The 25,583-nt window shown below is 61.3% G+C and carries 27 protein-coding genes, 1 tRNA gene and 1 other annotated feature; of the genes, 11 read left to right on the top strand and 17 right to left on the bottom strand.

The window, feature by feature from the left end:
- The first annotated feature begins 110 nt into the window (after nt 1-110).
- Nucleotides 111-1,301: a glutamine-hydrolyzing carbamoyl-phosphate synthase small subunit gene (gene carA, locus NW844_RS04870; RefSeq protein WP_414333969.1), complete on the top strand. Its 1,191-nt coding sequence runs from the start codon at nt 111-113 to the stop codon at nt 1,299-1,301.
- Between the two features lie 58 nt (nt 1,302-1,359).
- On the opposite strand, the gene NW844_RS04865 is transcribed toward carA, so the two are convergent.
- The 5 genes from NW844_RS04865 to NW844_RS04845 all read right to left on the bottom strand — a co-directional run bounded on the left by NW844_RS04865 (nt 1,360) and on the right by NW844_RS04845 (nt 7,091).
- Entirely contained in the window at nt 1,360-2,916 is a 1,557-nt protein-coding gene (locus NW844_RS04865) for a UDP-N-acetylmuramoyl-L-alanyl-D-glutamate--2,6-diaminopimelate ligase (protein ID WP_414333968.1), read from the bottom strand.
- 69 nt (nt 2,917-2,985) lie between these two features.
- The gene (locus NW844_RS04860; RefSeq protein WP_414333966.1) at nt 2,986-4,752 is read right to left on the bottom strand and encodes an ABC transporter ATP-binding protein; all 1,767 of its coding nucleotides are present in this window, start codon (nt 4,750-4,752) and stop codon (nt 2,986-2,988) included.
- A gap of 59 nt (nt 4,753-4,811) precedes the next feature.
- The gene (locus NW844_RS04855; protein WP_414333964.1) at nt 4,812-5,990 is read right to left on the bottom strand and encodes a 1-deoxy-D-xylulose-5-phosphate reductoisomerase; all 1,179 of its coding nucleotides are present in this window, start codon (nt 5,988-5,990) and stop codon (nt 4,812-4,814) included.
- 229 nt (nt 5,991-6,219) lie between these two features.
- The gene (locus tag NW844_RS04850) at nt 6,220-6,474 is read right to left on the bottom strand and encodes a hypothetical protein (RefSeq protein WP_414333962.1); all 255 of its coding nucleotides are present in this window, start codon (nt 6,472-6,474) and stop codon (nt 6,220-6,222) included.
- Nucleotides 6,471-7,091: a ParA family protein gene (locus tag NW844_RS04845; protein ID WP_414333961.1), complete on the bottom strand. Its 621-nt coding sequence runs from the start codon at nt 7,089-7,091 to the stop codon at nt 6,471-6,473. Before NW844_RS04845 ends, NW844_RS04850 begins: the two co-directional genes overlap by 4 nt.
- Before the next feature lie 263 nt (nt 7,092-7,354).
- Here NW844_RS04845 and NW844_RS04840 point away from each other — a divergent pair, with 263 nt between their 5' ends.
- Nucleotides 7,355-8,638, top strand: a complete 1,284-nt coding sequence (locus tag NW844_RS04840; protein ID WP_414333960.1) for a trypsin-like serine protease — start codon at nt 7,355-7,357, stop codon at nt 8,636-8,638.
- Between the two features lie 86 nt (nt 8,639-8,724).
- Nucleotides 8,725-8,910 (top strand): 30S ribosomal protein S21, encoded by a 186-nt coding sequence (gene rpsU, locus NW844_RS04835; RefSeq protein ID WP_011432857.1) that lies wholly within the window; start codon nt 8,725-8,727, stop codon nt 8,908-8,910.
- Between the two features lie 261 nt (nt 8,911-9,171).
- On the opposite strand, the gene rplL is transcribed toward rpsU, so the two are convergent.
- From rplL to NW844_RS04785, 10 genes are all read right to left on the bottom strand, one after another.
- Nucleotides 9,172-9,582: a 50S ribosomal protein L7/L12 gene (gene rplL, locus NW844_RS04830; RefSeq protein WP_414333958.1), complete on the bottom strand. Its 411-nt coding sequence runs from the start codon at nt 9,580-9,582 to the stop codon at nt 9,172-9,174.
- A gap of 57 nt (nt 9,583-9,639) precedes the next feature.
- Complete coding sequence (rplJ, locus tag NW844_RS04825; protein WP_414333957.1) at nt 9,640-10,203, bottom strand: 50S ribosomal protein L10; 564 nt, start codon at nt 10,201-10,203, stop codon at nt 9,640-9,642.
- 65 nt (nt 10,204-10,268) lie between these two features.
- Nucleotides 10,269-10,428, bottom strand: a sequence feature (ribosomal protein L10 leader region).
- Between the two features lie 77 nt (nt 10,429-10,505).
- The gene (gene rplA, locus NW844_RS04820; protein WP_414333955.1) at nt 10,506-11,216 is read right to left on the bottom strand and encodes a 50S ribosomal protein L1; all 711 of its coding nucleotides are present in this window, start codon (nt 11,214-11,216) and stop codon (nt 10,506-10,508) included.
- Between the two features lie 76 nt (nt 11,217-11,292).
- Nucleotides 11,293-11,718, bottom strand: a complete 426-nt coding sequence (rplK, locus tag NW844_RS04815) for a 50S ribosomal protein L11 (RefSeq protein ID WP_011432849.1) — start codon at nt 11,716-11,718, stop codon at nt 11,293-11,295.
- Between the two features lie 9 nt (nt 11,719-11,727).
- Nucleotides 11,728-12,318, bottom strand: coding sequence for a transcription termination/antitermination protein NusG (gene nusG, locus NW844_RS04810; RefSeq protein WP_414333973.1), 591 nt, complete (start codon nt 12,316-12,318; stop codon nt 11,728-11,730).
- A 144-nt stretch (nt 12,319-12,462) separates the two neighbouring features.
- A complete protein-coding gene (gene secE / locus NW844_RS04805; protein ID WP_414333954.1) occupies nt 12,463-12,735 on the bottom strand; it encodes a preprotein translocase subunit SecE in 273 nt (90 codons plus the stop codon).
- A 101-nt stretch (nt 12,736-12,836) separates the two neighbouring features.
- Nucleotides 12,837-13,181, bottom strand: a complete 345-nt coding sequence (locus tag NW844_RS04800; RefSeq protein ID WP_414333952.1) for a hypothetical protein — start codon at nt 13,179-13,181, stop codon at nt 12,837-12,839.
- Nucleotides 13,172-13,933 (bottom strand): tRNA (guanosine(37)-N1)-methyltransferase TrmD, encoded by a 762-nt coding sequence (gene trmD / locus NW844_RS04795; RefSeq protein WP_414333950.1) that lies wholly within the window; start codon nt 13,931-13,933, stop codon nt 13,172-13,174. Before trmD ends, NW844_RS04800 begins: the two co-directional genes overlap by 10 nt.
- 5 nt (nt 13,934-13,938) lie before the next feature.
- The gene (locus tag NW844_RS04790; protein ID WP_414333949.1) at nt 13,939-14,343 is read right to left on the bottom strand and encodes a hypothetical protein; all 405 of its coding nucleotides are present in this window, start codon (nt 14,341-14,343) and stop codon (nt 13,939-13,941) included.
- 134 nt (nt 14,344-14,477) lie between these two features.
- Nucleotides 14,478-14,672: a hypothetical protein gene (locus NW844_RS04785; protein WP_414333948.1), complete on the bottom strand. Its 195-nt coding sequence runs from the start codon at nt 14,670-14,672 to the stop codon at nt 14,478-14,480.
- A 99-nt stretch (nt 14,673-14,771) separates the two neighbouring features.
- Between NW844_RS04785 and NW844_RS04780 the strand changes: the two genes are divergently transcribed.
- The 5 genes from NW844_RS04780 to NW844_RS04760 all read left to right on the top strand — a co-directional run bounded on the left by NW844_RS04780 (nt 14,772) and on the right by NW844_RS04760 (nt 17,930).
- Nucleotides 14,772-15,977 carry a 5-(carboxyamino)imidazole ribonucleotide synthase gene (locus NW844_RS04780; RefSeq protein WP_414333947.1) on the top strand — a complete coding sequence of 402 codons (1,206 nt, stop codon included), beginning with the start codon at nt 14,772-14,774 and terminating at the stop codon, nt 15,975-15,977.
- Complete coding sequence (locus tag NW844_RS04775) at nt 15,941-16,354, top strand: hypothetical protein (RefSeq protein WP_414333945.1); 414 nt, start codon at nt 15,941-15,943, stop codon at nt 16,352-16,354. Before NW844_RS04780 ends, NW844_RS04775 begins: the two co-directional genes overlap by 37 nt.
- A gap of 6 nt (nt 16,355-16,360) precedes the next feature.
- A complete protein-coding gene (rimI, locus tag NW844_RS04770; protein ID WP_414333943.1) occupies nt 16,361-16,891 on the top strand; it encodes a ribosomal protein S18-alanine N-acetyltransferase in 531 nt (176 codons plus the stop codon).
- Nucleotides 16,892-16,985: 94 nt separating this feature from the next.
- Nucleotides 16,986-17,684, top strand: coding sequence for a glutathione S-transferase N-terminal domain-containing protein (locus tag NW844_RS04765; RefSeq protein ID WP_414333942.1), 699 nt, complete (start codon nt 16,986-16,988; stop codon nt 17,682-17,684).
- A gap of 75 nt (nt 17,685-17,759) precedes the next feature.
- Nucleotides 17,760-17,930: a chlorophyll a/b-binding protein gene (locus NW844_RS04760; RefSeq protein WP_414333941.1), complete on the top strand. Its 171-nt coding sequence runs from the start codon at nt 17,760-17,762 to the stop codon at nt 17,928-17,930.
- 222 nt (nt 17,931-18,152) lie between these two features.
- On the opposite strand, the gene NW844_RS04755 is transcribed toward NW844_RS04760, so the two are convergent.
- Nucleotides 18,153-22,727 (bottom strand): response regulator, encoded by a 4,575-nt coding sequence (locus NW844_RS04755; RefSeq protein ID WP_414333940.1) that lies wholly within the window; start codon nt 22,725-22,727, stop codon nt 18,153-18,155.
- A gap of 401 nt (nt 22,728-23,128) precedes the next feature.
- Here NW844_RS04755 and NW844_RS04750 point away from each other — a divergent pair, with 401 nt between their 5' ends.
- Nucleotides 23,129-23,506: a hypothetical protein gene (locus NW844_RS04750; protein WP_414333939.1), complete on the top strand. Its 378-nt coding sequence runs from the start codon at nt 23,129-23,131 to the stop codon at nt 23,504-23,506.
- 108 nt (nt 23,507-23,614) lie between these two features.
- On the opposite strand, the gene NW844_RS04745 is transcribed toward NW844_RS04750, so the two are convergent.
- Nucleotides 23,615-23,697, bottom strand: a tRNA-Leu gene (locus NW844_RS04745).
- Nucleotides 23,698-23,816: 119 nt separating this feature from the next.
- Between NW844_RS04745 and tgt the strand changes: the two genes are divergently transcribed.
- Nucleotides 23,817-24,920 carry a tRNA guanosine(34) transglycosylase Tgt gene (gene tgt / locus NW844_RS04740; RefSeq protein ID WP_414333938.1) on the top strand — a complete coding sequence of 368 codons (1,104 nt, stop codon included), beginning with the start codon at nt 23,817-23,819 and terminating at the stop codon, nt 24,918-24,920.
- A 100-nt stretch (nt 24,921-25,020) separates the two neighbouring features.
- A partial coding sequence (locus tag NW844_RS04735; protein WP_414333937.1) for a hypothetical protein occupies nt 25,021-25,583 on the top strand: 563 nt, incomplete at its 3' end.

Raw genomic sequence — 25,583 nt, 5'->3', positions numbered from 1 at the left:
CACCCCCGGCCCCTCTCCCAAGGGGAGTCAGCCCTCACCCCCGGCCCCTCTCCCAAGGGGAGAGGGGAGCTATGGGTGGCTTGTGGTTGTTTGCTGTAGGTTCACTGGTTATGGTCTCCCTAACTCTTGAAGTTCCGGAAAAAGTCTTCCCCTGGCACGCTCGGCAGCCGGCTCTGCTGGTGCTGGCCGATGGCACGGCCTTTGCCGGCTGGTCGTTTGGAGCAGAGGGCACGGCGGTGGGTGAGGTGGTGTTCAACACGGGCATGACCGGCTACCAGGAGGTGATGACGGATCCAAGCTACCGGGGGCAGTTGATCACGTTCACCTGCCCGGAATTGGGGAACACCGGGATCAACGAGCTGGATCAGGAGTCGGCCCGGCCCCAGGCCGCCGGGATCATCGCCCGCAACGTGTCGCGCCTGGCCAGCTCCTGGCGCGCTACGGGGACGCTGCCTGAGTACCTAAAAGAGCACGGGATCCCGGGCATTGCCGGGGTGGATACGCGGGCCCTGACGCGGCGGCTGCGCTCCCAGGGGGTGATGAACGGGGCCATTTCGACGGAGATCTTGGATCCGCAGACCTTGCTGGAGTGGGTGCGCCAGGCCCCTGCCATGCAGGGGCTGAGCCTGGTGGCAGAGGTTACAACGCCCCAGCCCTACGAGTGGCTGGAGCCCACCCCCGCCGATTGGGACTATGGCCGCAGCCAAGGGATCCGGATCCCGGATCCCCCCTTGCGGGTGGTGGCGCTGGATTTTGGCATCAAGCGCAACATCTTGCGCCGCCTGGCCCGCTACGGCTGCCGCGTGATGGTGTTGCCGGCCCACGCCAGCCCTGAGGAGATCTTGAGTTACAACCCGGATGGGATCTTCCTCTCCAACGGGCCCGGGGATCCGGCGGCAGAGACGACGGCCATCCGCACCACCCAGGCGCTGCTGCAAAGCGGGAAGTCGATGTTTGGCATCTGTCTGGGCCACCAGATCCTCAGCTTGGCCTTGGGCGGATCCACCTACAAGCTCAAGTTCGGCCACCGCGGCCTCAACCACCCCTGTGGGCTGGAGAAGGAAGTGGAGATCACCAGCCAAAACCACGGCTTTGCGGTGGAGGCCGCTTCGATCCCGGCTGAGGAAGTAGAAGTTACTTACCTTAACTTCAATGACCGCACCGTGGCCGGGATCCGCCACCGCCAGTTACCCCTCTTTTCCGTGCAGTATCACCCAGAGGCCAGCCCCGGCCCCCACGATGCCGACCATCTCTTCCGGGAGTTTGTGGAGCTGATGCTGCAGAACAGAGGGCAGGAGTAGCTTAACCCTCACCCCCAGCCCCTCTCCCTGAGGGAGTCAACCCAGGCGCTCCGCGCCGCTAGCGCGACCACCCCCGGCCCCTCTCCCTGAGGGAGAGGGGAGTTAGGGACAGGGCGGCGCGGGCTTCTTCCCGGTCGTCGAAGTGGATTTTTTCGGTGCCCAGGATCTGGTAGTCTTCGTGGCCTTTGCCGGCAATCACGACTGTATCGCCCGGCTGGGCCTCCAGGATGGCCAGGCGGATGGCTTGGCGCCGATCCACCTCCACCGCCCAGGGGGATCCAGGGATCCCGGCCAAAATGTCCTGCAGGATCTGCTGCGGATCCTCGGTGCGGGGGTTGTCGGAGGTCACCACCACCCGATCGGCCCAGGTGGCAGCAATGCGGCCCATCTGCGGGCGCTTGCCCCGGTCGCGATCCCCGCCGCAGCCAAAGACGCAGATCAGCCGGCCTTGAACTTGGGGGCGCAGGGCCTTGAGCAGGTTTTCCAGCCCATCGGGGGTGTGGGCATAGTCTACGATCACCGTGATGTCCTGCCCCGGCAGGCTCACCCGCTCCATCCGCCCCGGCACACCGGGAAAATGGGGCAGGGCCGACTGGATAACCTCAACAGGGATCCCCAGGTGCAGCGCCACCCCTACTGCCGCCAGCAGGTTGGCCAGGTTGAAGGATCCCACCAGCGGCGCTGCCACAGCAAAGCTGCCCAAAGGGGTGTGCAGGGTTGCCTGCAGGCCGTTGGGGTGAAGTTGAACGTCACTGGGCCAGAGGGCAGGGATCCCTTCGAGGGGCTGCAGGGAGTAGGCCCAGGGCTCCAGAGGGGCTGGGATGGCTTCGAGCAGCCGCCGTCCGCCCTCGTCGTCGGCGTTGACCACCGCTCGCCCCTGCAAGTACTCCGGCCGGAACAGGGTGGCTTTGGCCTGCCAGTAGTTTTCCATGCTGCCGTGGAAATCCAGGTGATCCTGGGTGAGGTTGGTCCAGACGGCAGCGGCAAAGCTACACCCCCAAGCCCGATCCTGGGCCAGGGCATGGGAGCTGACCTCCATCACCGCCACCTCGGCGCCGGCTGCCTTGGCTTCTCTCAGGCTGCGCTGCAGCTCCAGCGGAAACAGGGTGGTGTGGGGGGCTACCTGGCAGTGGCCGGGCCAGCGGTTGTAGAGGGTGCCCAGCAAGGCAGTGGGGCGACCGGCAGCCTGCAGCAGATGTTCGATGAGATGGGTGGTGGTGGTTTTGCCGTTGGTGCCCGTCACCCCTACCAGGATGAGCTGGCGGGCCGGAAAGCCATAGAAGGCTGCCGCCACCTGGGCCACAGCCCGGTTCAAGCCGGCGCGGGGCCACACCAAAATGGGCTGACTGCTCCCTTCAGCCTCTCCGCTGACTTGCTTCCACGCCTCCTGCGAGATGAGGGCCGCCGCCGCTCCTCCAGCGAGCGCCGCCCGGACAAACTCGCCGCCATCGACGTGGGATCCCGGCATCCCCAAAAACAGATCCCCGGCCTGCACCTGGCGCGAATCGGTGCATAGACCCCTGACCTGCACCCCCTCTAGGGATCCCTGGACCAACTGGGGTTGGATCCCGGCTTGGCCGAGCAATTGGCGCAGATCGATCCCGTTGCTTCCCATGCTTTTGCCCCTCCCCACAGCCTTGCAGCTTAGGGTAGCCGCTGGGCCGGCTTTCTGGCCAGAGAAAACCTAGGCCAGGGCCTCTTCCAGCTTTTGCTTGGCCCAGAGGCGGGCGTAGAGGCCGTCGGCATCGGCCAACAACTGGGCATGGTATCCCTGCTGCACGATGCGACCTTGGTCCATGACCCAGATCTGATCCGCCTCCACCGCCGCCGTGAGGCGATGGGTAATCAAGATCACCGTTTTCTGGGCCGTGGCCTGGCGCAGGTGGCGGAGAATGGCCTGGGCCGTCTGGTTGTCCACGCTGGAGAGGCAGTCATCCAAAATCAAAATCGGCGCATCCACCAGCAACGCCCGCGCCAGGGCCACCCGCTGCCGCTGGCCGCCGGAAAGGGTGATGCCCCGCTCCCCCACCAGCGTGTCGTAGCCCTTGGGAAAGTGGAGGATCTCGGCGTGGATGTGGGCGGCTTTGGCGGCCCATTCCACCTCCCAATCTTCCGCCTGGGGCTTGCCATAGCGGATGTTGTCCCGAACGGTGGCGCTGAAGAGGAAGCTCTCCTGGGGCACGTAGGCAATGGCGCGGCGCAGGGATCCCAGTTGAAGCTGGGTAATATCCTGCCCATCCAGAAACACTTGCCCCGGCTGGATCTCCAGCAGGCGGGGCAGGGCATTGGCCAGGGTGGACTTGCCCGCCCCAATCGGCCCCACCACCGCCACCAGTTGCCCCGGCTCGATGCAAAAGTGCAGATCCTGCAGCGCCGGCGTTGCGGATCCCGTATTGGCATAGGCAAAAGTCAGACCCCTAGCCTCGATACGCCCCTGCACCTTCTCTAGCGGTAGGGGCAAAGCACCCGGGGCATCGCGGATGCTGGGCTCTACCCGCAGCAGCGCGTCGATCCGCTCCAGGCTGACCTGGCCCCGCTGGTAGGCAGTGATGGTAAAGCCCAGCAGAGCGGTGGGAAACACCAGCCGTTCCACGTAGAGGGTGAGGGCGGAAAAATCCCCAATCGTCAGCCGTCCCGCCGCAATCTGCGGCCCTCCCACCGCCAATAGCAGCAACAGGCTCAGGCTGACCAAAGCCACCAAGGAGGGGAAAAGCAGGTTGCGGGTGAGGGCCAAGCGCAAATTGGCCTGCAGCAGCCGCTCGTTGCGGCGGCGAAACTCCCTCTGCTCGCGCTCTTCCTGGGCATAGACCTTGATCAGGGTGATGCCGTTCATATCCTCCTGGATGAGATCGCTCAGATCCGCCAGCTCCTGCTGCACCTGGAGCTGCTCCTGCTGCAGGCGGTTGCTGGTCAACTTCACCAGCCCCAGCATCACCGGAAACACCGATAGGGCCAGGGCGCTCAGACGCGGCTCAATACCCAACATGGCCGGCAGCGTAGTGCCGTAGGCAAAGATTGTATTGGCCAAATTGAGCAGGGCAAAGCCCAGTAGGCGGCGGACATTTTCCACATCGCTGGTGATGCGGGTGAGAATATCCCCGATGGTCTGCTGGGCAAAGTAGGAAGGCTGCAGGGTAAGCAAATGCTCGAAGATGGCCTGCTTGAGGCGAAACTCCACCTGCCGCCCTACGCCGAACATCCACACCCGCGAGGCAATGCGAATGCCCATCATCAGGGTGGAGACAACCAGCACCACCAGAGCGTAGAGGGCAATGCGGCTGGGCGACAGCGCGGCCAGGTTCTGGCTGAGATCGTCGATGGCCAGCTTGACGTACCAGGGCAGGAACACCCCCAGCCCGTTCACCACCAGCAGGGATCCAATGCCCAGCACCACCTGGCGCCGATAGGGGCGCAGATAATGGGCCAGTTGTCGGAGATGGGATCCCGCCACTCAGGTGCTCCTCCAGCTTCTTCCCACTCTAGCGCTGGGCCGGATCCCCCCGGTAGGGATTAGGCCAGAACCTGGGCCGGGGCCTGCTGCGCCAAGAGTTCCACCTGCTGGCGCGCCCAGGCATCTGCTTGCAAAATGTCCTCCAGGCTGGGGGCGGGGATGACCTGGTGCCGCTCACAGACCCGTTCCAGAAGGCGGGGGATATCCAAAAAACGAATGCGCTCTTGCAAGAACAAGGCCACGGCTGCCTCGTTGGCCGCATTCAACACCGCCGGCAGCGTCCCGCCCGCCCGCCCGGCGGCATAGGCCAGCTCCATGCAGGGATACTTGCGGTGATCCGGCGCCTTAAAAGTGAGGGATCCCAGCTTGACCAAGTCGAGGGGATCCCAAGGGGTGGTTAGGCGCTCCGGCCAACTGAGGCCGTAGAGAATGGGCAGGTGCATATCCGGCCAGCCCAACTGGGCCAGAACCGAGGTATCGGCCAGCTCAATCAGGGAGTGAACGATGCTCTGGGGGTGAATGAGGATCTCGATCCGGTCATAATCCAAACCAAACAGCCAGTGGGCCTCGATCACCTCCAAGCCCTTGTTCATCAGGGTGGCCGAGTCGATGGTGATCTTGCGCCCCATCACCCAGTTGGGGTGTTTGAGGGCATCCGCCAGAGTTGCCCGATCCAGTTGCTCGGCAGGCCAATCGCGAAAGGCCCCCCCTGAGGCTGTCAGCCAGATGCGGCGCAGGGATCCCGGCGGCACCCCCTGCAAACATTGGAAGATGGCCGAATGCTCCGAGTCCACCGGGATCAGCTTCACCCCGTACTCTCGTACCAGGGGCAGCACCACCGGGCCGCCTGCCACCAGGGTCTCTTTGTTGGCCAGGGCAACGTCCTTGCCGGCGCGGATGGCGGCCAGCGTGGGCAAGAGGCCGGCACAGCCGACGATCCCGGTCACCACCCGCTGGGCCGCCGGGTGAGCCGCCACCTGACACAGCCCCTCCGTGCCTGCCACCAACTCCGGCAGGGGTCGCATCCCGGTCAGCAGCGACCGCAGTTCCGGCAGCAGCTCCTCCCGGCCAATGGCCACAATCTGGGGCCGAAACTGCCGCACTTGCTCGGCCAAAAGGACGACATTGCTGTAGCTGGTTAGGCCGACAACCTGGAAACGCTCTGGATACTGGGCCACCAAGTCCAGAGTTTGGGTGCCAATCGAGCCGGTGGAGCCGAGCAGGGTGATGGCTTGCATACTAAGGATCCCTTTGCACCTAAAAGAGCGTGACATTCTTGCAGCGCAGACGTCCCCTCGCCCAGCGTGCCCAAGGGCTCCGTCCCGCTCTCGCGAACGGCCCCACCTCGCGTCCGGGGATCCCTGCCTCACGCCACTTCATCTTATTCTTATCTGGTTCTCAACCGGAATCCGTGTGTTTCATCTGATCCCCGACAGCGGGATCTGGCAATGTCGCTCCTCCCTGATTTCAAATCTTTCCCGATTGAGAGCGCAGCCACTGGGCGAGCAAGGCCTCGATCAGCTCCGACAGATCCTGATCCGATTCCAGCAGGAGGCGCTTCACGGCTCGGTGCGTCTCTTTGCGGATGTAGGCGGTCAGCTTGACGTACTCCGCGCCGTTGGGCTTGGCGGGCGCTTCCGGCGGCTCAGGGATCTTGTAGGCCTGGGCGCTCAGCTTTTTCGGAGGCGGGTGGCGGTCGAGCAGGCGCTCAAACTTGCTCATGACAGGATTTCCTCTCCCACCGCAACGTAATCTGACCAGGCTTGCTTGGCCCTGGGATCCGGGAGCTGGTTGACGCAGACCCCCTCCAGCGCGGCCCGCTGAAAGGCCACTGTGCGGCGAATGGAATGATGGCAGAGCGGGATCCCGGTTTTTTGCAGAAAGCTGCGGGCCTCGGCCCCATCCCGGTTAGGCCAGGGGGGAACCAGCGTCAGCAAGACTTTGTAGTGCTTTGCCCCCAAACGATCCAGGGCGTTGACAGTCAGCATCAGGGCATCCAGGGCCAAGGCATCCGGAGAACAGGGCAAAAGCAACAATTCACACCGCTCCGCCAGCAGGCTCAACTGTTCGGGGGTGGGGCGGGCGGGGGTGTCGATCAGCGTATGCTGAAAGCCGCCAGGCGTAGACATGGTGGGATCCCCGGCCAGCACTTTGACAGGAAAGGGGGAGCCCCGTTCTGCCCAGCGAGAGGCGGAGCGATTGGGATCGGCGTCGAGCAGCAGCGACACCTGGGGTGTACTTGCCTGGGCTGCGCACCGTTGTTGAAGGTAGAGGGCCAGGTGCACCGCTGTAGTGGTTTTGCCCACACCCCCCTTGAACCCCAAGACCGCGATATTCATCTGCCACACACCCTCCCAACTTGGTTTTACAGCCCACTTCCAGAGGCGGCAAGAGGCAAGCTGCACATCCGAGCGCCGGAATCTGGGGTTTTAGGCAACTGAGGAGATCCGAGCGCCGCATCACGTTTTCCTCTCTCCGCACGCGAGGGGCTTCGCTGGTACGATATCCTTTGGCTGACAAAGCCGGCTGAGGAACTGCAGGCTCTCTCCCTGCCCCTCGCCCTCGGACGCTACCCCCCTTCTTCATCCCGGAGAAGCTGCCCATGGCTCATCCCTCAAAGTTCCGCGTCCGTCTCAGCCGGCCTCACTCTTGGTCTCCTTTGGTAGGGCTGTGGCTGGCTCTGGGCCTCAGCGCCTGTGGCGGAGGGGATTCCGGTCGCCCCCTGCCGCCACTCCCGGCCCCTCCTGCAGGACGCATCGAGGGATCCCATTTTGACGACCTCAACGGCAATGGCCTGCGGGATCCGGGAGAACCAGGGCTGGCAAGCATCACCACCTTTTTGGACTTGAACGGCAATGGCCGCCTCGATGGGGGGGAGCCCAGCACCCTCAGCGATGCCAACGGCAACTTCCGCTTTTTCAACGTGCCCCCCGGCACCTACCGCGTCACCGCCCTTTTGCCTCCGGGGCGGGTGTTCACCACGCCGCGCGCGGGATCGGGGCTGGAGCGGATTGTCGGCGGCAGACCTGCTCAGCCGGGGGCCTTTCCCTGGATGGTGGCCCTGTTGAACGCGGCTGAGCCGGATCCTTTTCAGGCGCAGTTTTGCGCTGGATCCCTGGTTGCCCCGGAGTGGGTGCTCACCGCCGCCCATTGTTTTTTCAACGATCAAGGCCAGCAGGTGGTGAACGCGCGCAACCTGGATCTGTTGTTGGGTACCAACCGCTTGCAAATCGGTGCCGGCCAGCGCATTCGCGCCGCACAGATCGTCATCAACCCCGGCTACAATCCGCGGGTGGGGCAACTGGGGGGGAACGACATCGCCCTGGTGCGCCTCTCTCGGCCGGTGGCTCTGGCTACCCTGCCGCTGGTGCAGCCCAACCAAACCAGCCTGACCGCCCCCGGCACGTTTGCCACCATCCTCGGCTGGGGAGCCACTTTCCCCCGCGACCTTGACCAGGAACCCAGCGGCTTTGCTCTGGATCTGCAACAGGCCGAAGTTCCCATCGTCGCCAACGAGGTGTGCAACGCGCCCCAGTCCTACAATGGCACCATTTTAGACACCATGCTCTGCGCCGGCTTTCCCCAGGGGGGAGTCGATACTTGTCAGGCGGACAGCGGTGGGCCTTTGATCGTGCCCAGCGGCAGCGGCTTTGCGCTGGCCGGGATCACCAGTTTTGGCAAAGGCTGCGCCCAGCCCAATTTCTATGGGGTGTACACGCGGGTGTCCAGCTTTGTGGGTTTTGTACAATCCGTAATCGGCAGCGCCCCCAGCCCAACGCCAACGCCTTCTCCGCCGCCTTCCACCGGAACAACGGCCTCGTTTGTCGTGAATTTGAGAGAGGGTGAGGTGGTTTCGGGCCTCAACTTTGGCAGCCGCGCCCTGTAACCGTCAGCAGCAGGGCGGAGATGGTTTAGGATAGGGATCCCGATTGTGCTTTCGTTCTACTCATCGACGGAGGAGATAGCTTCTTTATGACTCAGGTGACGATTGGCGAAAACGAAGGGATCGAATCGGCGCTGCGCCGCTTCAAGCGCCAGGTCTCCAAGGCGGGCATTTTGCGGGATCTGCGCAACCATCGCCACTTTGAAACCAACCTGGAAAAGCGCAAGCGCAAAGCGGTAGCCGTCCGGCGCAACCGCCGCAAGTCCATGGCCTAGAGCCATAGCCGACAAGCAGAACCCCAAAGGTGGACAGGGCCTGTGGCGGTGCCTGGGGTTCGAGTTAGTCTCTTGGATTCTGGGCTGAGCTGGCCTGCAGGGATCCGCTCAGCACGTTAGTCTTCGGCATCGCAGGGATCTGAAACCCACGTCAACGGAGTCAGGTGGGCAACGGCCAAAGAGGGGCTACAACAGCCCCTCTCTTGGGTTTGGTTTGCTTTCTAGTCAGAAGAGAGAGAGGCACTCTCCCCGCCACCGGAGCTACTTGATCTTGACAGTAGCGCCGGCTTCTTCCAGCTTCTTCTTGATGTCGTTGGCTTCCTCTTTGGCAACTCCCTCCTTGACCGGTTTGGGAGCGGCCTCGACGAGATCCTTGGCATCTTTCAGGCCCAAGCCGGTCAACTCGCGCACCACCTTGAGGATGGCGATCTTCTTGTCGGCTGGCACAGCCTCGAGGATGACATCAAAGGCCGTTTGCTCCTCCACCGGCTCAGGGGCTGCCGCCGGAGCTGCTGCCGCTGCGGCCGCGGGAGCGGCCATGACCATACCGCCGGCTGGGGCCGCCGCGCTGACGCCAAAGGCTTCTTCGATGGCTTTTACCAACTCAGCAGCTTCCAGCAAGCTCAAGGCTTTCAACTCTTCCAAAATGTTTGCAACGCGCTCTGAAGGCATGATGGTTTCTCCTTAGGGGTAACAGAATGGTTAACGTCAGGTTTGGGCTGAAGCCCTTTAGGCGGCCTCTTTGTCGGCAATGGCCCGGATGGCCCGCCCCAGCGAGGCCGGGATCTCGCGGATGCCGCGCGCCACTTGGGTGGGCACCGCATTGATCCCGACCGCCAAGCCGGTGGCCACCGACTTAAGGCCGCCCGCCACTTGGGCCATGAGCACCTCCTTGGGCGGCAGCTCGGCGATGGCTTTGGCCTGATCCAAGGTCAGGGATAGCCCCTCGATACCGGCGCCACGGAACTCGGTTTTCTTGGTTTGCTTGGCAAAATCTTGATACGCCTTCAGGGCAGCTGCAATATCGCCCCGAATCAAGATAAAGGCCGTCGGCCCTGCCAAGAAGGGGAGAACCCCTGCCCAAGCTTTTTGGTCGGCGATGGCCCGCCGCATTAGGGTATTCTTAACAACCATGCAAACCGAATCCGACTTGCGCAGCTCTGCCCGCAGTTGGTTCATCTCCGAAACGGTCAGCCCCTTGTAGTCGATCACCAGCACCATTTGGCTGGCTTGCAGCAGGGATCGCACCTCATCGACGATCTCCGCTTTCTTCGCTACAGGTTGCTTGCCCATGCGCTCACCTCCTTTGTTGTCAATGGTCACCCAGGGTTGAATGGGGATTGCCGGTGGAAGAGAGATCCGCCAAACAAAATGCGTCCCAGCCAAGGCCGAGACGCACTGAGATAAGCGCTCCATCAAAAGCGACCCCAGAAGGGATCCCTCTAGACTGTGCTCAAACCTCGGCAGGACATTAAGCCCGTGGGCACCTGCTGTCTTCGGCTCGATATTCGGCTGTATAAAGACGCTTTGCCGGGATCCTCCTGTAAATCCGTCAACTCAAACCCTCTTCTCCCATCGCAGCGCCAAAGCCAGGCTTAAGTCGCCAGCTTCAGCTCCCGCAGGGCATTGATGTCAACCTCGATCGAGGGACCCATTGTAGCAGCAACGTGTAGGGTTCGCCAATACTTGCCCTTGGCCCCAGAGGGACGGTTGCGATCGATGGATTCCTGCACCGCCTTCAGGTTTTCCAGCAGCGCTTCGACGGGGAACTTGCACTTGCCGAAGATCAAATGCACAATGCCGGTGCGGTCGGCCCGGTATTCCAGCTTGCCGGCTTTGAACTCTTTGATGGCCTGAGCCAGATCCATGGTCACCGTTCCCCCCTTAGGAGAGGGCATGAGGCCGCGCGGCCCCAGCAGCCGCCCCAGCTTAGCCACTTGGGGCATCACATCGGGGGTGGCGATCAGCAGGTCAAAATCCATCATGCCCTTGCCGATTTCCTCGATCAGGTCTTCAAACCCAACCCGATCCGCCCCTGCATTTTGGGCTTCCGTCACTTTCTCGCCGCGGGCAATCACCGCCACCCGGATCTCTTGGCCGGTGCCCCTGGGCAAGACGACGGTGGTGCGCAGTTGTTGGTCGGCGTACTTGGGATCGATCCCCAGGCGGATGTGAACCTCTGCCGCCTCGTCAAATTTGGCGGTGGCCGTCTCCTTCATCAGGGCCAAAGCTTCCGCGGGGGGATAGGCAATGGGCTGCACCTTCTCCCGCAAAGCCTGCATACGTTTGGACAGTTTTCGAGCCATCGTTTCTCCTCGGGGTACTGGCGAGAACCTCTCTCCCCCAAAACTTCAAGACAACAATCAGACTGAAGATCCTTCATCAATCCACCACCGTCACCCCCATGCTGCGGGCGGTGCCGGCGATAATTTTCATGGCCGCCTCCACATCGTGGGCATTCAAATCCGGCAGCTTCTGCTCGGCGATCTGCCGCAGTTGCGCCCGCGTCAGGGATCCCACCTTGGTTTTGTGGGGCTCGCTGGAGCCGGACTCAATACCCAGAGCCTTCTTGATCAACACCGAAGCCGGTGGCGTCTTGAGGACGAAGGTAAAGCTGCGATCCTCGAAGATGGAGATCTCTACAGGCACCACCATGCCGGCTTGATCCGCCGTTTTGGCGTTGTATTCCTTACAAAAGGCCATGATGTTGACCCCGTGCTGGCCCAGGGCCGGGCCGATGGGAGGGGCGGGGGTGGCCTTGCCCGCCTGAATGGCCAACTTGACCACGGCCACCAACTTCTTAGCCATGAAACGCGGTTACACCTCTTTTCGCACTTGACCAAACTCTAATTCTACCGGGGTGTCGCGCCCGAAAATCGAGATCAAAGCCTTGAGCTTGCCCCGCTCCGGGCTGACATCCACCACCTCGCCGTAGAAACCCTGGAAGGGGCCGGAGAGGACTTCGATGCGATCCCCAGGCGCCATCTGGATTTTGAGGGGCACTTCCTCCACCTCGACGCTGCTGAAGATACGCTGAACTTCGCTCTGGCTGAGGGGCCGCGGCGTCACATGGCCCCGACCACGACCATAGGCCCGTTTTTCTTCCGTGCCGACAAAGTTGATCACGTTGGGGGTGGTTTTCACCACCATCCAGGTGTCGTCGTTGAGATCCATGCGCACCAGGACATAGCCGGGAAAGACCTTTTCCTCTTGTTCCTGGCGCTTGCCGGCTCGATCCAGTTTGAAGCCCGTCCGCTTCGGGATCACCACCTCGACAATCTGATCTGCCACATCCAAAGCAGCCGCCCGCTGCATCAGGGTGCTTTTCACCTTATTTTCGCAGCCTGAGGCCACCTGCACCGCGTACCAGCGCAGGTTACGGCGACCTTGTCCTTCCCCCTCCTCCATTTCCGGGATCGCGTCTGCAGGCTCAAAGTGTTCCACAGGGCGCCCACGACGTTTCTGCTGCTCTGTGCTCATCACCTCGCATCCTCCCTGTAGCCATCCATAGCTCTCTTGCCCCCAAAGACAGGGATCCTCTAGGACAAAACATCACGAGAACAGTTGAGTGGCTACCCAGGCAAACAGTTGATCGACCAGGTAGATGAAGGAAGCAAAAGCCAACACGATCAGCAAGACGCCTGCCGACTCGCCGATCAATTGCCGGCGGCTCGGCCAGACAATTTTGCCCAATTCCGCACGGGTCTCTTGGATAAAGCCCGGGATTCCTTTGGGTTCGGTGGAACTGTCTTTGGAGTGGCCCCGGCTGGCGGGATCCAAACGTTGCTCCGTATCGGCTTTGCTGGAAGAGGTGCTCTTAACCACGGCGGTATCTCCTGCTGGATCCCGAAAACGGTGCGCCACCTTTCAGCGCACACAAGATTAGCTTTGTGATCCTAACAGATCTGGCGGGGGTGGGATCCCACTCAAGGGGCGGGCTCAGGCGTCAAGGAGCCGGGAGAAAGCGGAAGAGAGCGACGGCGGGATTGGTTGAATTGCTCTACCGCTGCGTCGATCTCTGCCCGGCTGTCCCAACGCGAGGCGGCATTTTGCCGGGAGAGAAACTCGGCGGCCCGCAGGAGATCGTTCATGTCGATGCTGGTGCCGTCGAACAACTGGACGTTGCGGTCGCGGCGGATGGCCTCATTGACATCTCCCCTTTGGGCCAAGGCAACCTCGGCGCTGGCCAGGATCCCCAGCAGAAGCAGACCCAGGGCCGCAGGGATCCCGCGCCGGGGGTTGAGGGGGGAGCGGAGACGGTTTACAAACATTGATCCTGTTCCTCTACATCGGTGTGCTGCTCGGCCAGCCCCTCTGCCAGCAACTGTTGTTCTTCGGGCGTGAGGGGGCGTTTGGCCAACAGGTCTGGCCGCCTTCGCCAGGTGCGAACCAACTGCTGTTGCAGACGCCAACGGGCGATGGCTCGGTGGTCGCCTGAGAGAAGCACCGGCGGCACCTTGTGCCCTTGAAACTCCGGCGGACGGGTGTAGTGGGGATACTCCAGCAGCCCCGTCTCGAAACTTTCGCTCCTCAGCGAATCTATCTTACCAACTGTACCCGGCAAGAGCCGCACCACGCCGTTGATCAGGGCCAGCGCCGGGATCTCCCCCCCCGTCAAGACAAAATCGCCCAGCGACACCTCGCGGGTGGCCAGATATTGGCGGATCCGCTCGTCAAAGCCCTCGTACTGGCCACAGAGCAGGATGAGCTGCGCCTTTTGGGCAAGTTCTTGCAGCAGCGCCTGGTGCAGCGGTTGTCCCTGCGGCGTGAGCAAGATGATCTCGCGGGGATCCAGGCGGGGCAGGGAGGCGACGGCAGCAAAAAAGGGCTCTGGCTTGAGCACCATGCCCACCCCACCCCCGTAGGGCTCATCATCGACCCGGCGGTGCTTGTCGGTGGCAAAGTCCCGCGGGTTGGTGCAGTGAACCTCGGCGATCCCCTGCTCCAGGGCTTTGCCCACCAGCCCAATGCGCAGCGGCGTTGCAAAAAATTCTGGGAAGAGGGTGATGACGTCGAACCGCACAAGACTCAGGACGAGGCAGAGGGAGGCTCGGTGCGCAACCGCTCCAGATCCAGGCGCAAAGACTCGATCTGGTGGATCAGCTCCATCAGCTCGGCCATCTCTTCTTTGGAGATAGGGGCAGGGGAAGCCGTGGTCGGGGGGCTGCTCTCGGCAGGGGCGGGCCTCTCGCTCTCTGGGGCGGGGGCGTTGGCAGCCGCATCCCTGAGACCTTCGACGTAACGAACGGCTTCCTGTTCGATCAGCTCCCCCTTTTGCTCCAGTTCTGCTGCCAGTTGCGCCAGATCCATCGAGAGGCGGTTGAGGTTTTCGGCCCGCTTTTCCGGGTCTTGGAGGATCTCCACCAGGGCAGTGGCCGCGCCGTAGAAAAGGTGGCGAGCCCGCGTGAACCAATCTGAAGAGCGAGAACTCATGGCAGCAGAAACAGGTGGGTTCTGAATTATTCTAGGCGATCCGCCCACCGGAGCAGGCCCAGGACGACAGAGTGCCCGGCAGCCCAAGTAGGGATCCGTTCTCCGAAGTTTTGAGGAGAACCTGGGGATGGGGTTCAATCGACGGCTCGGATCTCGCCGCTGCTTAGGCGCTCCACAACCAATTCCAGCAGCTCGTGCTCTTCTGGGGAAATCTCTTGATCGGCCATGACGGCATTGAGGATCTGCTGTTGTTCAGCACGGGTCAAGATCTTATCTGCCAAGGCCCGGTCAATCAAAGCTCTGAGCTCAGAGGGTTGAGGGGATTGCACTGTTTTGCTCCTAGCGCTCGAGGGCAAGGGATCCCATAATGATTTCTGGATCCAAGATGCAACAGATAGCAGCACACCCGTCAGTATAGCGAGACAGTGGTGGAACCCCAGGTATCCCCAAAAACCCAGAGCTTCCAACCGGTGGGGGTGATCGGCGGCGGGCAGTTGGCGCAGATGTTGGCTTTGGCGGCCCGCCCCTTGGGGATCCCGCTGATCGTGCAGGCCGCTGCCCCCACCGATCCGGCGGTGGCAGTAGCCGACGGTGTGGTCTGGGGTGCTGTGACGGACACTCAGGCCACAGCCCAGTTGCTGCAACGCTGCCCGGTGGTAACTTTTGAGAACGAGTTCATCCCGCTGCCGGAGCTGCGCAAGTTGGATCCGCAGGGATCCCGCTTTCGCCCTCGCCTGAGCACCCTAGAGCCGCTGCTGGACAAGTTGCACCAACGACAGTTCTTGGCGGAGTTGGGGGTGCCGGTGCCGGCCTTTTGCCCTGCGGAGACGGCAGACTTATCTGGGTTGGGCTTTCCGGTGGTGCTCAAGCGGCGGCGGCAGGGCTACGATGGCCAGGGCACCCGCATCCTGCCCGACCGAGCAACCTTGCAACAGGCTCTGGCCGAGTATGCCGGGATCCCGCTGCTGCTGGAAGAGTGGATCCCGTTTGAGCGGGAGCTGGCGGTGATCGTGGCCCGCGGGCTGGCGGGGGAGATCCAACTCTACCCGGTGGTGGAAACTGTGCAGATCGAGCAGGTCTGCCGCTATGTGCTGGCGCCCGCCCGCATTCCCCCGACTGTCGAGGCCGAGATTCGCGACCTGGCGGTCAAGGTGATGGACAAGTTGGACGCGGTGGGCGTGTTCGCCATCGAGCTCTTCTGGGTGCCGCCGCCCCACCCCAAGGCCGGGATCTGGATCAACGAGATCTCACCGCGGGTTCACAACTCCGGCCACTACACCCTGGAAGCCTGCCACACCTCCCAGTTTGAGCAGCACCTGCGGGCCATCACCGGCCTCCCCTTGGGGGATCCCTCTCTCAAGTGTGGGGGGGCAGTGATGGTGAACCTCTTGGGTTATGAGCACTCCAGCAGTGACTATGCCCAAAAGCGGCAGCGCCTGGCGGGGATCCCCAATGCCACGCTGCACTGGTACCACAAAACCCCTGCCCGCCCCGGGCGCAAGCTGGGCCATGTCACGGTCTGTCTACCCCATCCTCCCTCTCCTGCGGAAGCGGCGGACCTTGTCCGTACCCTCGAAGCCCTCTGGTATCCCCAGCCATGGATCCCACCTTTTCTCCAGCCATCCAAGCCCTGATCGCGGCCCTGCAACGGCGGGATGTGCCGGCGGTGGCGCAGCAGGTCAACGGACTCTCTCCCCAAGAGCGCTCCGCGGTGTTGACCCCCGCTCTCCAATACCTTGCTGAGGTGGATCCCGACAGCGCCCGCTGGTTTGTTCGCCACCTCATGGCCCCTGCCGTCAAAGCCCAACTGCGAGCAGGGATCCTCAAAGCCGCCCAAGATTACCTACAAGAGGCCGGCTTCCAAGAAGGGATCGACTACGAGCTCAAGCCCCATCCCCAATCGGGGGGCCAGATCTTGAGCCTTAGCCGCCGAGCCCTGCCCTACGCCGCCCCGGATGACGATCCCTTTGGGCAGTTGTTGCTATCGGAGTTCTGCGAATTGCGGGACTAGACCACCATGAGTAGCACAAGTTATCGGCTGCAGATGCTCGACATCACCGCCCTGCCCCAATTGCTGGAGCTGGATCGACGCTGCTACGGCGGACACTGGGGGGAACAGGGCTATCGCGCGGAGCTGGAACGGCCCACCAGCACGGTGATTGGGGTTGTGGCGGAACCGGTTGCCGTTGGCGCTTCCTGTGGCTCGGGCCGAACAGAGTTCTCCCTTCCCTCTCCAGACCTCGCGACGCAAACAGCACCAGCGCTGGTGGGCTTTGGCATCCTCTGGCGCATCGAAGAAGAAGCCCACATCATCTCGCTGGCGGTGGATCCCGGTCACCGGCGACAAGGCTTGGGCCGCAGGATCCTAGAAGCGCTCCTAGACCAAGCTAGGGTAGCAGGCTGTCGCTGGGCCACGTTGGAAGTGAGGGCTTCCAACCACGCCGCCATCCACCTCTATGAATCGGCAGGGTTTCAATTGCTGGGACGCCGCAAGGGCTATTACAACAACGGAGAAGATGGGCTGGTGTATTGGAAGAAACCGATTTAAGCTTAGGAAAAACCAACACTAAGGGGTTGATGCCGGGGGCTTTGGGGTAGGCGGGCTAGAATGGGCAGAACAACCGGCCTAAGAACCCTTGCCCATGCTGGATTTCTACGCTTGGCCCACCCCCAACGGCTACAAAGTCTCGATCCTGCTGGAGGAGCTAGGGATCCCCTACCGGGTCATTCCCATCGACATTGGCCGCGGCGACCAGTTCGACCCGGAATTTCTCAAGATCAGCCCCAACAACAAAATACCGGCCATTGTGGATCCCGATGGGCCTGGAGGCCGGCCTTATGCCCTGTTCGAGTCGGGCGCCATCTTGATGTACCTGGCCGAGAAAACCGGGAAACTCCTGCCCAGCGACATCGGATCCCGCTATCGCGTCATCCAGTGGCTGATGTTCCAAATGGGCGGCATTGGGCCGATGATGGGCCAGGCCAACCACTTTCAGCACTACGCCCCAGAGCGGATCCCCTATGCTATCGACCGCTACGTTAACGAGACCCGGCGCTTGTTTGGCGTGGCGGAACGGGTCTTGGCCGAGTCGGAGTACCTGGCGGGCGACTACTCCATCGCCGACATTGCCAGCTTCCCCTGGATGCGAAGCTACCCACGGCAGGGGCTGAACATCGAAGAGTTCCCCAACGTCAAACGCTGGTTGGCAGCCATCGAGGCCCGCCCTGCTGTGCAGAAGGGCCTGCAACTGTTGGCAGAGGCGCGCCGATCCCCAGACCAGCCCCTCAGCGACGAGGAACGGCAAGTCCTGTTTGGCGACCGCCAATACCAAAGGCGCTGAGTCAAGGGGAGAAGCTGCACTTGTTAGCTCTCGACACAAAACTTGACAGTTTTTAATACTTGAGCCACATTAGAGATGTCACCCCTTGATGGAGTTAAGACTATGGAAAACCAAGAAGCTAAGTTCGGCTTTACCACCTTTGCCGAAAAATGGAATGGCCGTCTGGCGATGTTGGGCTTTGTGATCGGCGTGGCCACCGAGTTGCTGACCGGCCAAGGGATCCTCTCTCAAATTGGCCTGATGTGATCCCAGCCCGCCTGATTGGGTCGAAGCACTAGCTAGATACTTTCTGCCCGGCTGTCCTCTTCCAGACTGATCAAGCAGCCGGGCTTTTGCTGCAGTTCCGAGCCAGAGCGCAGCCAAACAGCCGCGCCAATTTGTTCCTCCTACCTCCAATGGTTCGCCGCTTGATCCCCATCTCCTTTTGGGAGAGGGGCTGGGGGTGAGGGCGACAAGTCTGGGATCGCCCTAGCCTTCCAATTCCTGCAGGTACTGGCAAATGTCGGCCAAGATGCGCTCCAGCTCCTCCAGGCCCTGGGAAGCGCTTGCCCATTTTGGGTCATCAGCCGGGGATCCCGGCTGCGCCAGTTGCACCCCCAGGTGTTCTAGCTCGCGGGCTACTTGACAAAAGGCATTGGCTCCCACGTTGGCGCTAGCTCCCTTGAGGCGGTGGGCAATTTTCCTCAAGTCTTCGGCATTACCCGCTGCAAGAGCTTGGCGCAGCCGCGGCAACTGGTCCTGGCCATCTTGGACAAACACCTGCAGCAGCTCCCGCTGAAACTGGCGGTCACCTCCCGTAACCCGCTCCAAGTAGGCGGCGTCGATGGGGTAGGGCAGCGTGGGAGCAGGGGCACCGCCGGCAGCTTCAGGAGAAGGCGGATCGGACGAAGCCGCCCCGTTGGCTGCTCCTGCTGCGGAAGGGGCGATCCTTTGGCTCCAGTGGTTGAGCACTTTTTCCAGATCCTCCTTTAGCACCGGCTTACTGAGATAGTCGTCCATGCCCGCTTGCAGGCAGCGCTCCCGATCCTCCTGCATGGCGTTGGCCGTGATGGCAATCACCACGGTGCGGTGGCCGGATCCCCGCTCCTGCTGGCGCAGGCGGCGGGTGGCCTCGTAGCCATCCATCACCGGCATCTGGCAATCCATGAGGATGAGGTCGTACTTGACTTGCTGCAGCAAATCCAGCACCTCCTGGCCGTTGGCCACCACATCCGCCAGGTAGCCCAAGCTCTGCAGCTGGCGCAGGGCCACCTTTTGGTTGACGGGGTTGTCTTCGGCCAAGAGGATGCGCAGGGGTTGCTGGGGGCGGCTGGCGGAGGGCGCACTTTGCGAAAGGGGTGGGCCCATGCCCAGCAGCGCGGTGGCCAGGCCGGAAGACTTGCCCAGCGCCATGACCAGAGCTTCTTGCAATCGCGTTTGCTTGACCGGCTTGGTTAGGTAGGCAGCAAAGCCAATCTCGGCGGCGCGGCGGGAGTGCTCCCCCAACCCCAGCGAGGTCATCATCACCAGTTGCGTCGGGGACAGTTCGGGATCCGCCTTGATCCAGCGGCCCAGGGTTTCCCCATCCACCTCCGGCATCTGCATGTCCAAAACCGCCAAGGGGAAGGGGATCCCTTCCCGCGCAGCCTGGCGCAGCTTGTCCAGAGCCTGGTAGGCATTTTCGGCTTCTTCCACCACCATGCCCCAAGCGGTGGCCTGGCAGCGGACAATCTTGCGGTTGGTGGCGTTGTCGTCCACCACCAACAGCCGCTTGCCCTGGAGATTGACAGGGATGCGGGCGGGGTGCTGGGAGATTTGTCGGGCGTAGGGTTGTCTTTCCAGGGTCAGCTCGAGGCTGAAGGTGCTGCCGCGGCCCACCTCGCTCTCTAGGAAGATCTTGCCCCCCATCAGCTCTGTCAGTTGCTTGCAAATGGCCAGGCCCAGCCCTGTGCCCCCGTACTTGCGGGTGGTAGAAGCATCCACTTGGGTGAAGGGCTGAAACAGCTTGGCTTGCGCTTCCTTGGGGATTCCGATCCCTGTATCTCTTACCGAGAGCCGCAGTTGGACATGGGTGGCCGTCTCCTGCAGCAGCTCGGCCTGGATGACCACCTCCCCTTGATGGGTGAACTTGATGGCGTTGCTCACCAAGTTGTTGAGGATTTGGCGCAGCCGCGACGCATCCCCCCGCAGATAGCGGGGCACTTCCGGCGGCATAAGCACCGCCAGCTCCAGGCCCTTGGCGTGGGCAGTGGGGGCAAAGAGATCCGCCACCTCCTCCAAACAGGCCCTCAGGTCGAAGTCCAGGATCTCCAGCTCCATCTCCCCGGCTTCCAGCTTGGAGAAGTCCAGGATGTCGTTGATGAGGGTCAGCAGGGCATCGCCGCTGATGCGGATGGTCTCGACAAAGTCCCGCTGCTCGGGGGTCAGGGGCGTCTCCAGCAACAAGCCCGTCATCCCCAGCACCGCGTTCATGGGGGTGCGGATCTCGTGGCTCATGGTGGCCAAGAAGCTGCTTTTGGCCTGAGAAGCCTGCTCTGCCGCTTTGCGGGCTTGTTCTAGCTCAAGGCTGCGCTGGCGCTCCCGCTCCAGGAGCTCTGCCTGGGTGAGGGCAATGCCGATTTGGTTGGCCAGTTGTACCAGCAGCTCGATCTCAAACGGCTGCCACTGGCGGGGTGCAGAACACTGGTGGGCCAACAACAGCCCCCATAGCCGCTGCTCCATGAAGAGGGGCACCACCAGGTTGGCCTTCACCTGCATTGTTTGCAGCAGCTCCAGGTAGCAGGGCTCCAGCCCTTCGGCCTCCACGTCGCTGATGGCGCGAACCCGGCCCTGGCTGTAGAGCTCAGCATATTTTTCCTGAAAACAGGGATCCTCTATCACCTCGCCCACAAGGGAAGGGATGCCGGGCTGGGTTTTCTCGTTGGAGATGATCCCGGATCCATCCGGCTGGAAGTGGTAGACCAAAACGCGATCCGCCCTGAGCAGGGCTTGGATCTCCGTTACTGCCGTTTCCAGGATCTCGGCAATATCCAGCGATTGGCGGATCTTTAAGCTGAGATCGGCCAGCAGTTGGGCCCGCCGGCTCTGCCGCTCCAGCTCCTCGGCAGCTTTTTTGCGCTCGGTGATGTTGCGGAAAATGCCCCGCGTGGAGACCATCACCCCATCTTCAAGGCGGCAGTTAACACTTCCCTCCACCCAGATGGTTTCGCCCTTGGCAGTCACAAAGGCCGTCTCCACCTTGTCCAGAGGTTGGCCAGCCAAAAGCTTCTGGAAAACCACCTGGCAGTGCTCTCGATAGTCGGGGTGGATGATGTCGAAAACCCTCATTTGGTGGATTTGAGCTTCGTCGTAGCCCAGGGTCTCCTTCCAGGCGCGGTTGACGTAGAGAAAGTACCCTTCGGCATCGACAGCCTGAATGAGATCGCTGGCATTTTCAAAGAGATCCCGGTAGCGCTCTTCGCTTTCTTTGAGAGCCAGCTCCGCCAGCTTGCGCTCGGTGATGTCGATGCCGGTGCCGATGATAAACTCCACCTCGCCCTCGGCGTTGACCAGGGCGGTGTTGGTCCAAGCAATGAGCCGCAGCGCCCCCTGCTTGGTGCGCCAGAAGTTTTCATAGCGATTCAAGAAAAGGGAGCGACTGCCCTTAAGTTGTTGAAAAGCTTGCTTCAGGCCGGCCATCTCCCCCGCCGGGATCAAGCCCAAGTCCCAGAGCAGTTGGCCCTTGACTTCTGCCAGCGAATAGCCAGAAAGCTGCTCGGCAGCGCGGTTAAAGCGCAGGATGCGCCCTTCGGGATCCATGACCACCACCACAGCGCCTGCCGTGTCGAGGATGGCGTTGGTAAAGTCCCGCTCTTGCTTGAGGAAGGTTCCCGCCCGCTCCCGCTCAGCAGTTTCGCGGCGAATGAGGGCATAAACTGCGGCCAACAGCAAGTAGGTAAAAGCCAGCCCCCCCAGCAGGATGGCATTGGTTCTAACCCAAGCAAGCTGGAACTGCTCGCTGCGCTGCTGCAACAGAAGCCGCTCTTGCTCCTGGAGCGCCTCCACTAGGTTGGCGATCCGCTCCATCAACCTTTGCCCTTCGCCCCTCTTCAAGGCTTCTTGAACAGCGGCCAGCCCCTCTTGATCCCGGAGCCGGATAAGATCTTGGGCAAGGTTCAGGCGCTGTTCCAAAAGCAGCTCCAGTCGCTTTAGGCGCTCTTGCTGGAGAGGGTTGTCGGCTGTCAACTCTTGCAGCCGGCTGAGGCGAGTGGGAAGGGCCTCAAGGCTGGTCTTGTACTCGTCGAGGTAGCGAGTCTCGTTGGTCAAAAGGTAACCCCGTTTACCTGCCTCGGCAGCACGGATCTCTGAGAGCAATCCTTCCAGGTTCTGGATCACTTCCAGGGTATCGGCCACTTGCTCCGTCAGTTGGGGCAGGCGACTGGCGTTGCGCTGGGCAGAGTAGGCGATCCCGCCCAAGATCAGGGCAGCCAGGCCCAGGCCAGCACTGACCTTGAGGAGAAAGCGGTTTTTGCGAGCAGGCTTGCTCTCGCCAGCTTTGGGAAGCAAGGGAGCCTTGGCCAACTCCCGCAAGGTGCGGCGCAGCTCCAGTTGGGCTGCCACCTGATGGGCCAGGGCCTTGAGCTGCTCCAATTGCTCCGGGCTGAGCTGGCGGGGTTGGTAGTCCACCACGCAGAGGGTACCCAGCGCTTGCCCTTCCGGCGTTACCAAGGGCACACCGGCGTAAAAGCGAATATGCGGCTCTTGGGTTACAAAAGGGTTGTCGGCAAAGCGCGGATCCTGGGTGGCATCGGGCACCACCAGCGGCTCTTTGGGCGAGAGAATGGCGTGGGCACAGAAGGCCACATCCCGCGGCGTTTCCTCGATGCCCTCAATGCCGAACTTGGCCTTAAACCACTGGCGATGCTCGTCAATAAGAGTTACTAGCGAAATGGGCGTGCCGCAGATGTAAGCAGCAAGCCGGACGATCTCGTCAAAGGCAGTTTCAGGGGCTGTATCGAGAACTTGATACTCTCGTAGGGCAGCCAGCCGCTCTTCTTCGTTGGGGGGAAGGGGAGCCTTGGGCATGGGTCAAGCTGGAGAGACGGGATCCGGCGCTGCCGTGGGTGAACCTCAGCAGCCTGGTAAAAGAGACAACCCCAGCATAACTCCCCGACCGCCTTGCCGAAATCCTCAAGGATCTATGCCCCCAAACGAACCAAGCGGGAGCCGTACTGCCTGCCTTGGGGGAGATGCCCTTGTTTTCATAGAAAGCCAGCGTGATCTCAGGGACTTGGCTTTCAAGAAGCTATACAGATGCACGTAAAGGCAAGAAAATCTCGACGACTCTCGCTTAACGCATTTAGCATTTAGTTGTACTTATCTTAATAATAAACAAGTTCTAGTATTTTTAAGTTGAAACCTTCTAATGAAGGGCCTATCATGATCGGACGCACTTTAGGATCAAGCTTCTGGGATAGGGCAGCCTTATGAACAAGCTTCAAGACAGTCTGGTGAAGGCTCTCACCATTGACGGGGCACTGGGCGTCGCTTTGGGGGACTGGAAGACCGGAATGTGTCTGGGGTTTAAGGGCACCAACAGCCCTGCCTTTCCCGAAGCTAATCTGGAGTTGGCCATTGCCGGAAACACAGAGGTGATCCGCGCCAAGATGCGAGTTGCAGAGTCTCTTAAGTTCACCGACAGAATCGAAGAGATACTTATTATTCTGGAGACTCAGTATCACCTGATGTATCTACTTAAGCACATACCTGGGCTATTTTTCTATCTGGCTTTGGATCGAGAGAAAGGCAACTTGGCTCTTGCTCGTATCAAGCTCTCCCAAATCGAAAAAGAGCTGACTCTCTAAAAGTTACGGCCTTTGCCGGCCTCACAGGAGTTCTGCAGCCAAGCAAGATTCTTTTAGAGCTTGCTCTACGTTGAGGTGATGGAGTAGGTAGCAACCAAGCCAAAAGAATGCGGAACCGGGGACTTGAACCCCGATGGCATTGCTGCCACTAGAACCTGAATCTAGCGCGTCTACCATTCCGCCAGTTCCGCGGCGATCTATAAGAATGCCCAAGAAAGGGGATCCCTGTCAAGGGCTGGGGGGCTTTAGAAGGGGATCCGACTCTTATGCTAAGCTCGGCTGCGCAGGCAGTGGATCCAGAGCGCTAACCTTGGCGGCTTTTACTTTTGTTTGCGAGGGCACCTGCCCCAACACGCAGGCGCGGGCCGGCTATTTCACTACCCCCCACGGCGAGATCCCAACCCCCTGCTTTATGCCGGTGGGAACGCTGGCCAATGTGAAAACCCTCACGCCTGCTCAACTCAAGGAAACCGGCGCCCACATTATCCTCAGCAACACCTATCACCTGCACCTACAGCCCGGCGAAGAGATCATTCAAGCGGCGGGGGGCCTGCACCGCTTCATGGGCTGGCCAGGCCCCATCCTCACGGATTCAGGCGGCTTCCAAGTTTTTAGCCTCAGCGCCATCCGCCAAATCGACGAGGAAGGGGTAACGTTTCGCTCGCCCCGCGATGGCCGTATTATCCATTTCACTCCGGAGCTGTCTATCCAAATCCAAAATGCTCTGGGGGCAGACGTCATCATGGCCTTTGACGAGTGCCCGCCCTATCCTGCTAGCCCTGAGGCGGTGGCAGCAGCGGTGCGGCGGACTACTCAATGGCTGAAGCGCTGCGTGGAAGCCCACCGCCGCTCCGATCAGGCTTTGTTTGGCATTGTTCAGGGGGGGGTTTACCCGGAGCTGCGTCGGCAGGCAGCGGAAGAAGTCTGTCGGCTGGATCTACCCGGCTATGCCATCGGCGGCGTCAGCGTAGGAGAGCCGGTGGAGCTAATGCACGCGGTGGTGCGACAAACAGCCCCCCTCTTGCCAGCCGATCGCCCCCGCTATCTCATGGGGGTGGGCACCTATGCCGAGATGCGGGCGGCAGTGGCTGCCGGCATGGACTTGTTTGACTGTGTCATTCCCACGCGCTATGCCCGCCACGGCACCGTGATCAGCCGCGGCCAACGCTGGAACATCAAGAATGCCGAACACCGCCGCAGCCTGGATCCCATCGATCCTGAGTGCCCTTGCTACACCTGCCGCCACTTCAGCCGCGCCTATTTGTGCCACCTCATCCGCGCCCAAGAGATCCTGGGCTACACTCTGCTTTCCATCCACAACATCACGGAGCTCGTGCGCTACACCCAAAGAATGCGCCAGGCCATTCTGGAAGGCAAATTTCATGAGAACTGGGATCCGTGGCGCGAGGGCTGAGCCTCCTCGGGGAGCTTCGTTAACATCAGTAAACATTCGTAGGTTAGGCTTCCTAACCGCTACAATAAGGGGAAACCTAGTCTTAACCTCAGAGGAGAGCATGGCTGTCCGCACCCTGCAAAGTGTAATTGAGCAGCATATTGCTGGACTCCCTGGCCTCATTGCCGTCTTGACAGGGCGGGTCACTGACGGTGCCACAGTAGCCAAAGTAACCTATGCCAGCGACTCCCAAGAGGAGCAAGCCCTAGAACGTTTAGGCACCTACGCCGGCGACTTGTTGCAGGCCAATAGCCGCCTTTGTCAAACCGTTAGCCCCGTCCAAGAGGCGGACTACCTTTTGGCAGGTACTCCGGCGTTGCGGGTTGTCATCAAAGCCTTTCCCAAAAGCCCCTACTTTGTTTTGTTTCTGACCCGTTCCATCACCGACCTCAAGACGATTTCAGACCGGCTTAAGGCCATCCTCATCGACGGCAAACCACTGCTGCCCCCTGTTCAAGACGACACTCTATCCACTGCTCAGGCTTTGATTAGCTACGCCAAGCGCTACGCTCCGGATCCCAACTTTGTCGCCCTGCGCCTGTCTTTGAAAACGGGCATTGACCGCAACCGCCTTGAAAAAGGCACCCTGAACCGACAGGAGCTGCGCATTCTCTACAAAGCGGT

Origin of the sequence: Synechococcus sp. H55.2, from assembly GCF_047462495.1 — a bacterium.
Lineage (GTDB): Bacteria > Cyanobacteriota > Cyanobacteriia > Thermostichales > Thermostichaceae > Thermostichus.
Note: the sequence above shows the minus strand (reverse complement) of the source record. Positions and strands in the feature narration are given on the sequence as shown.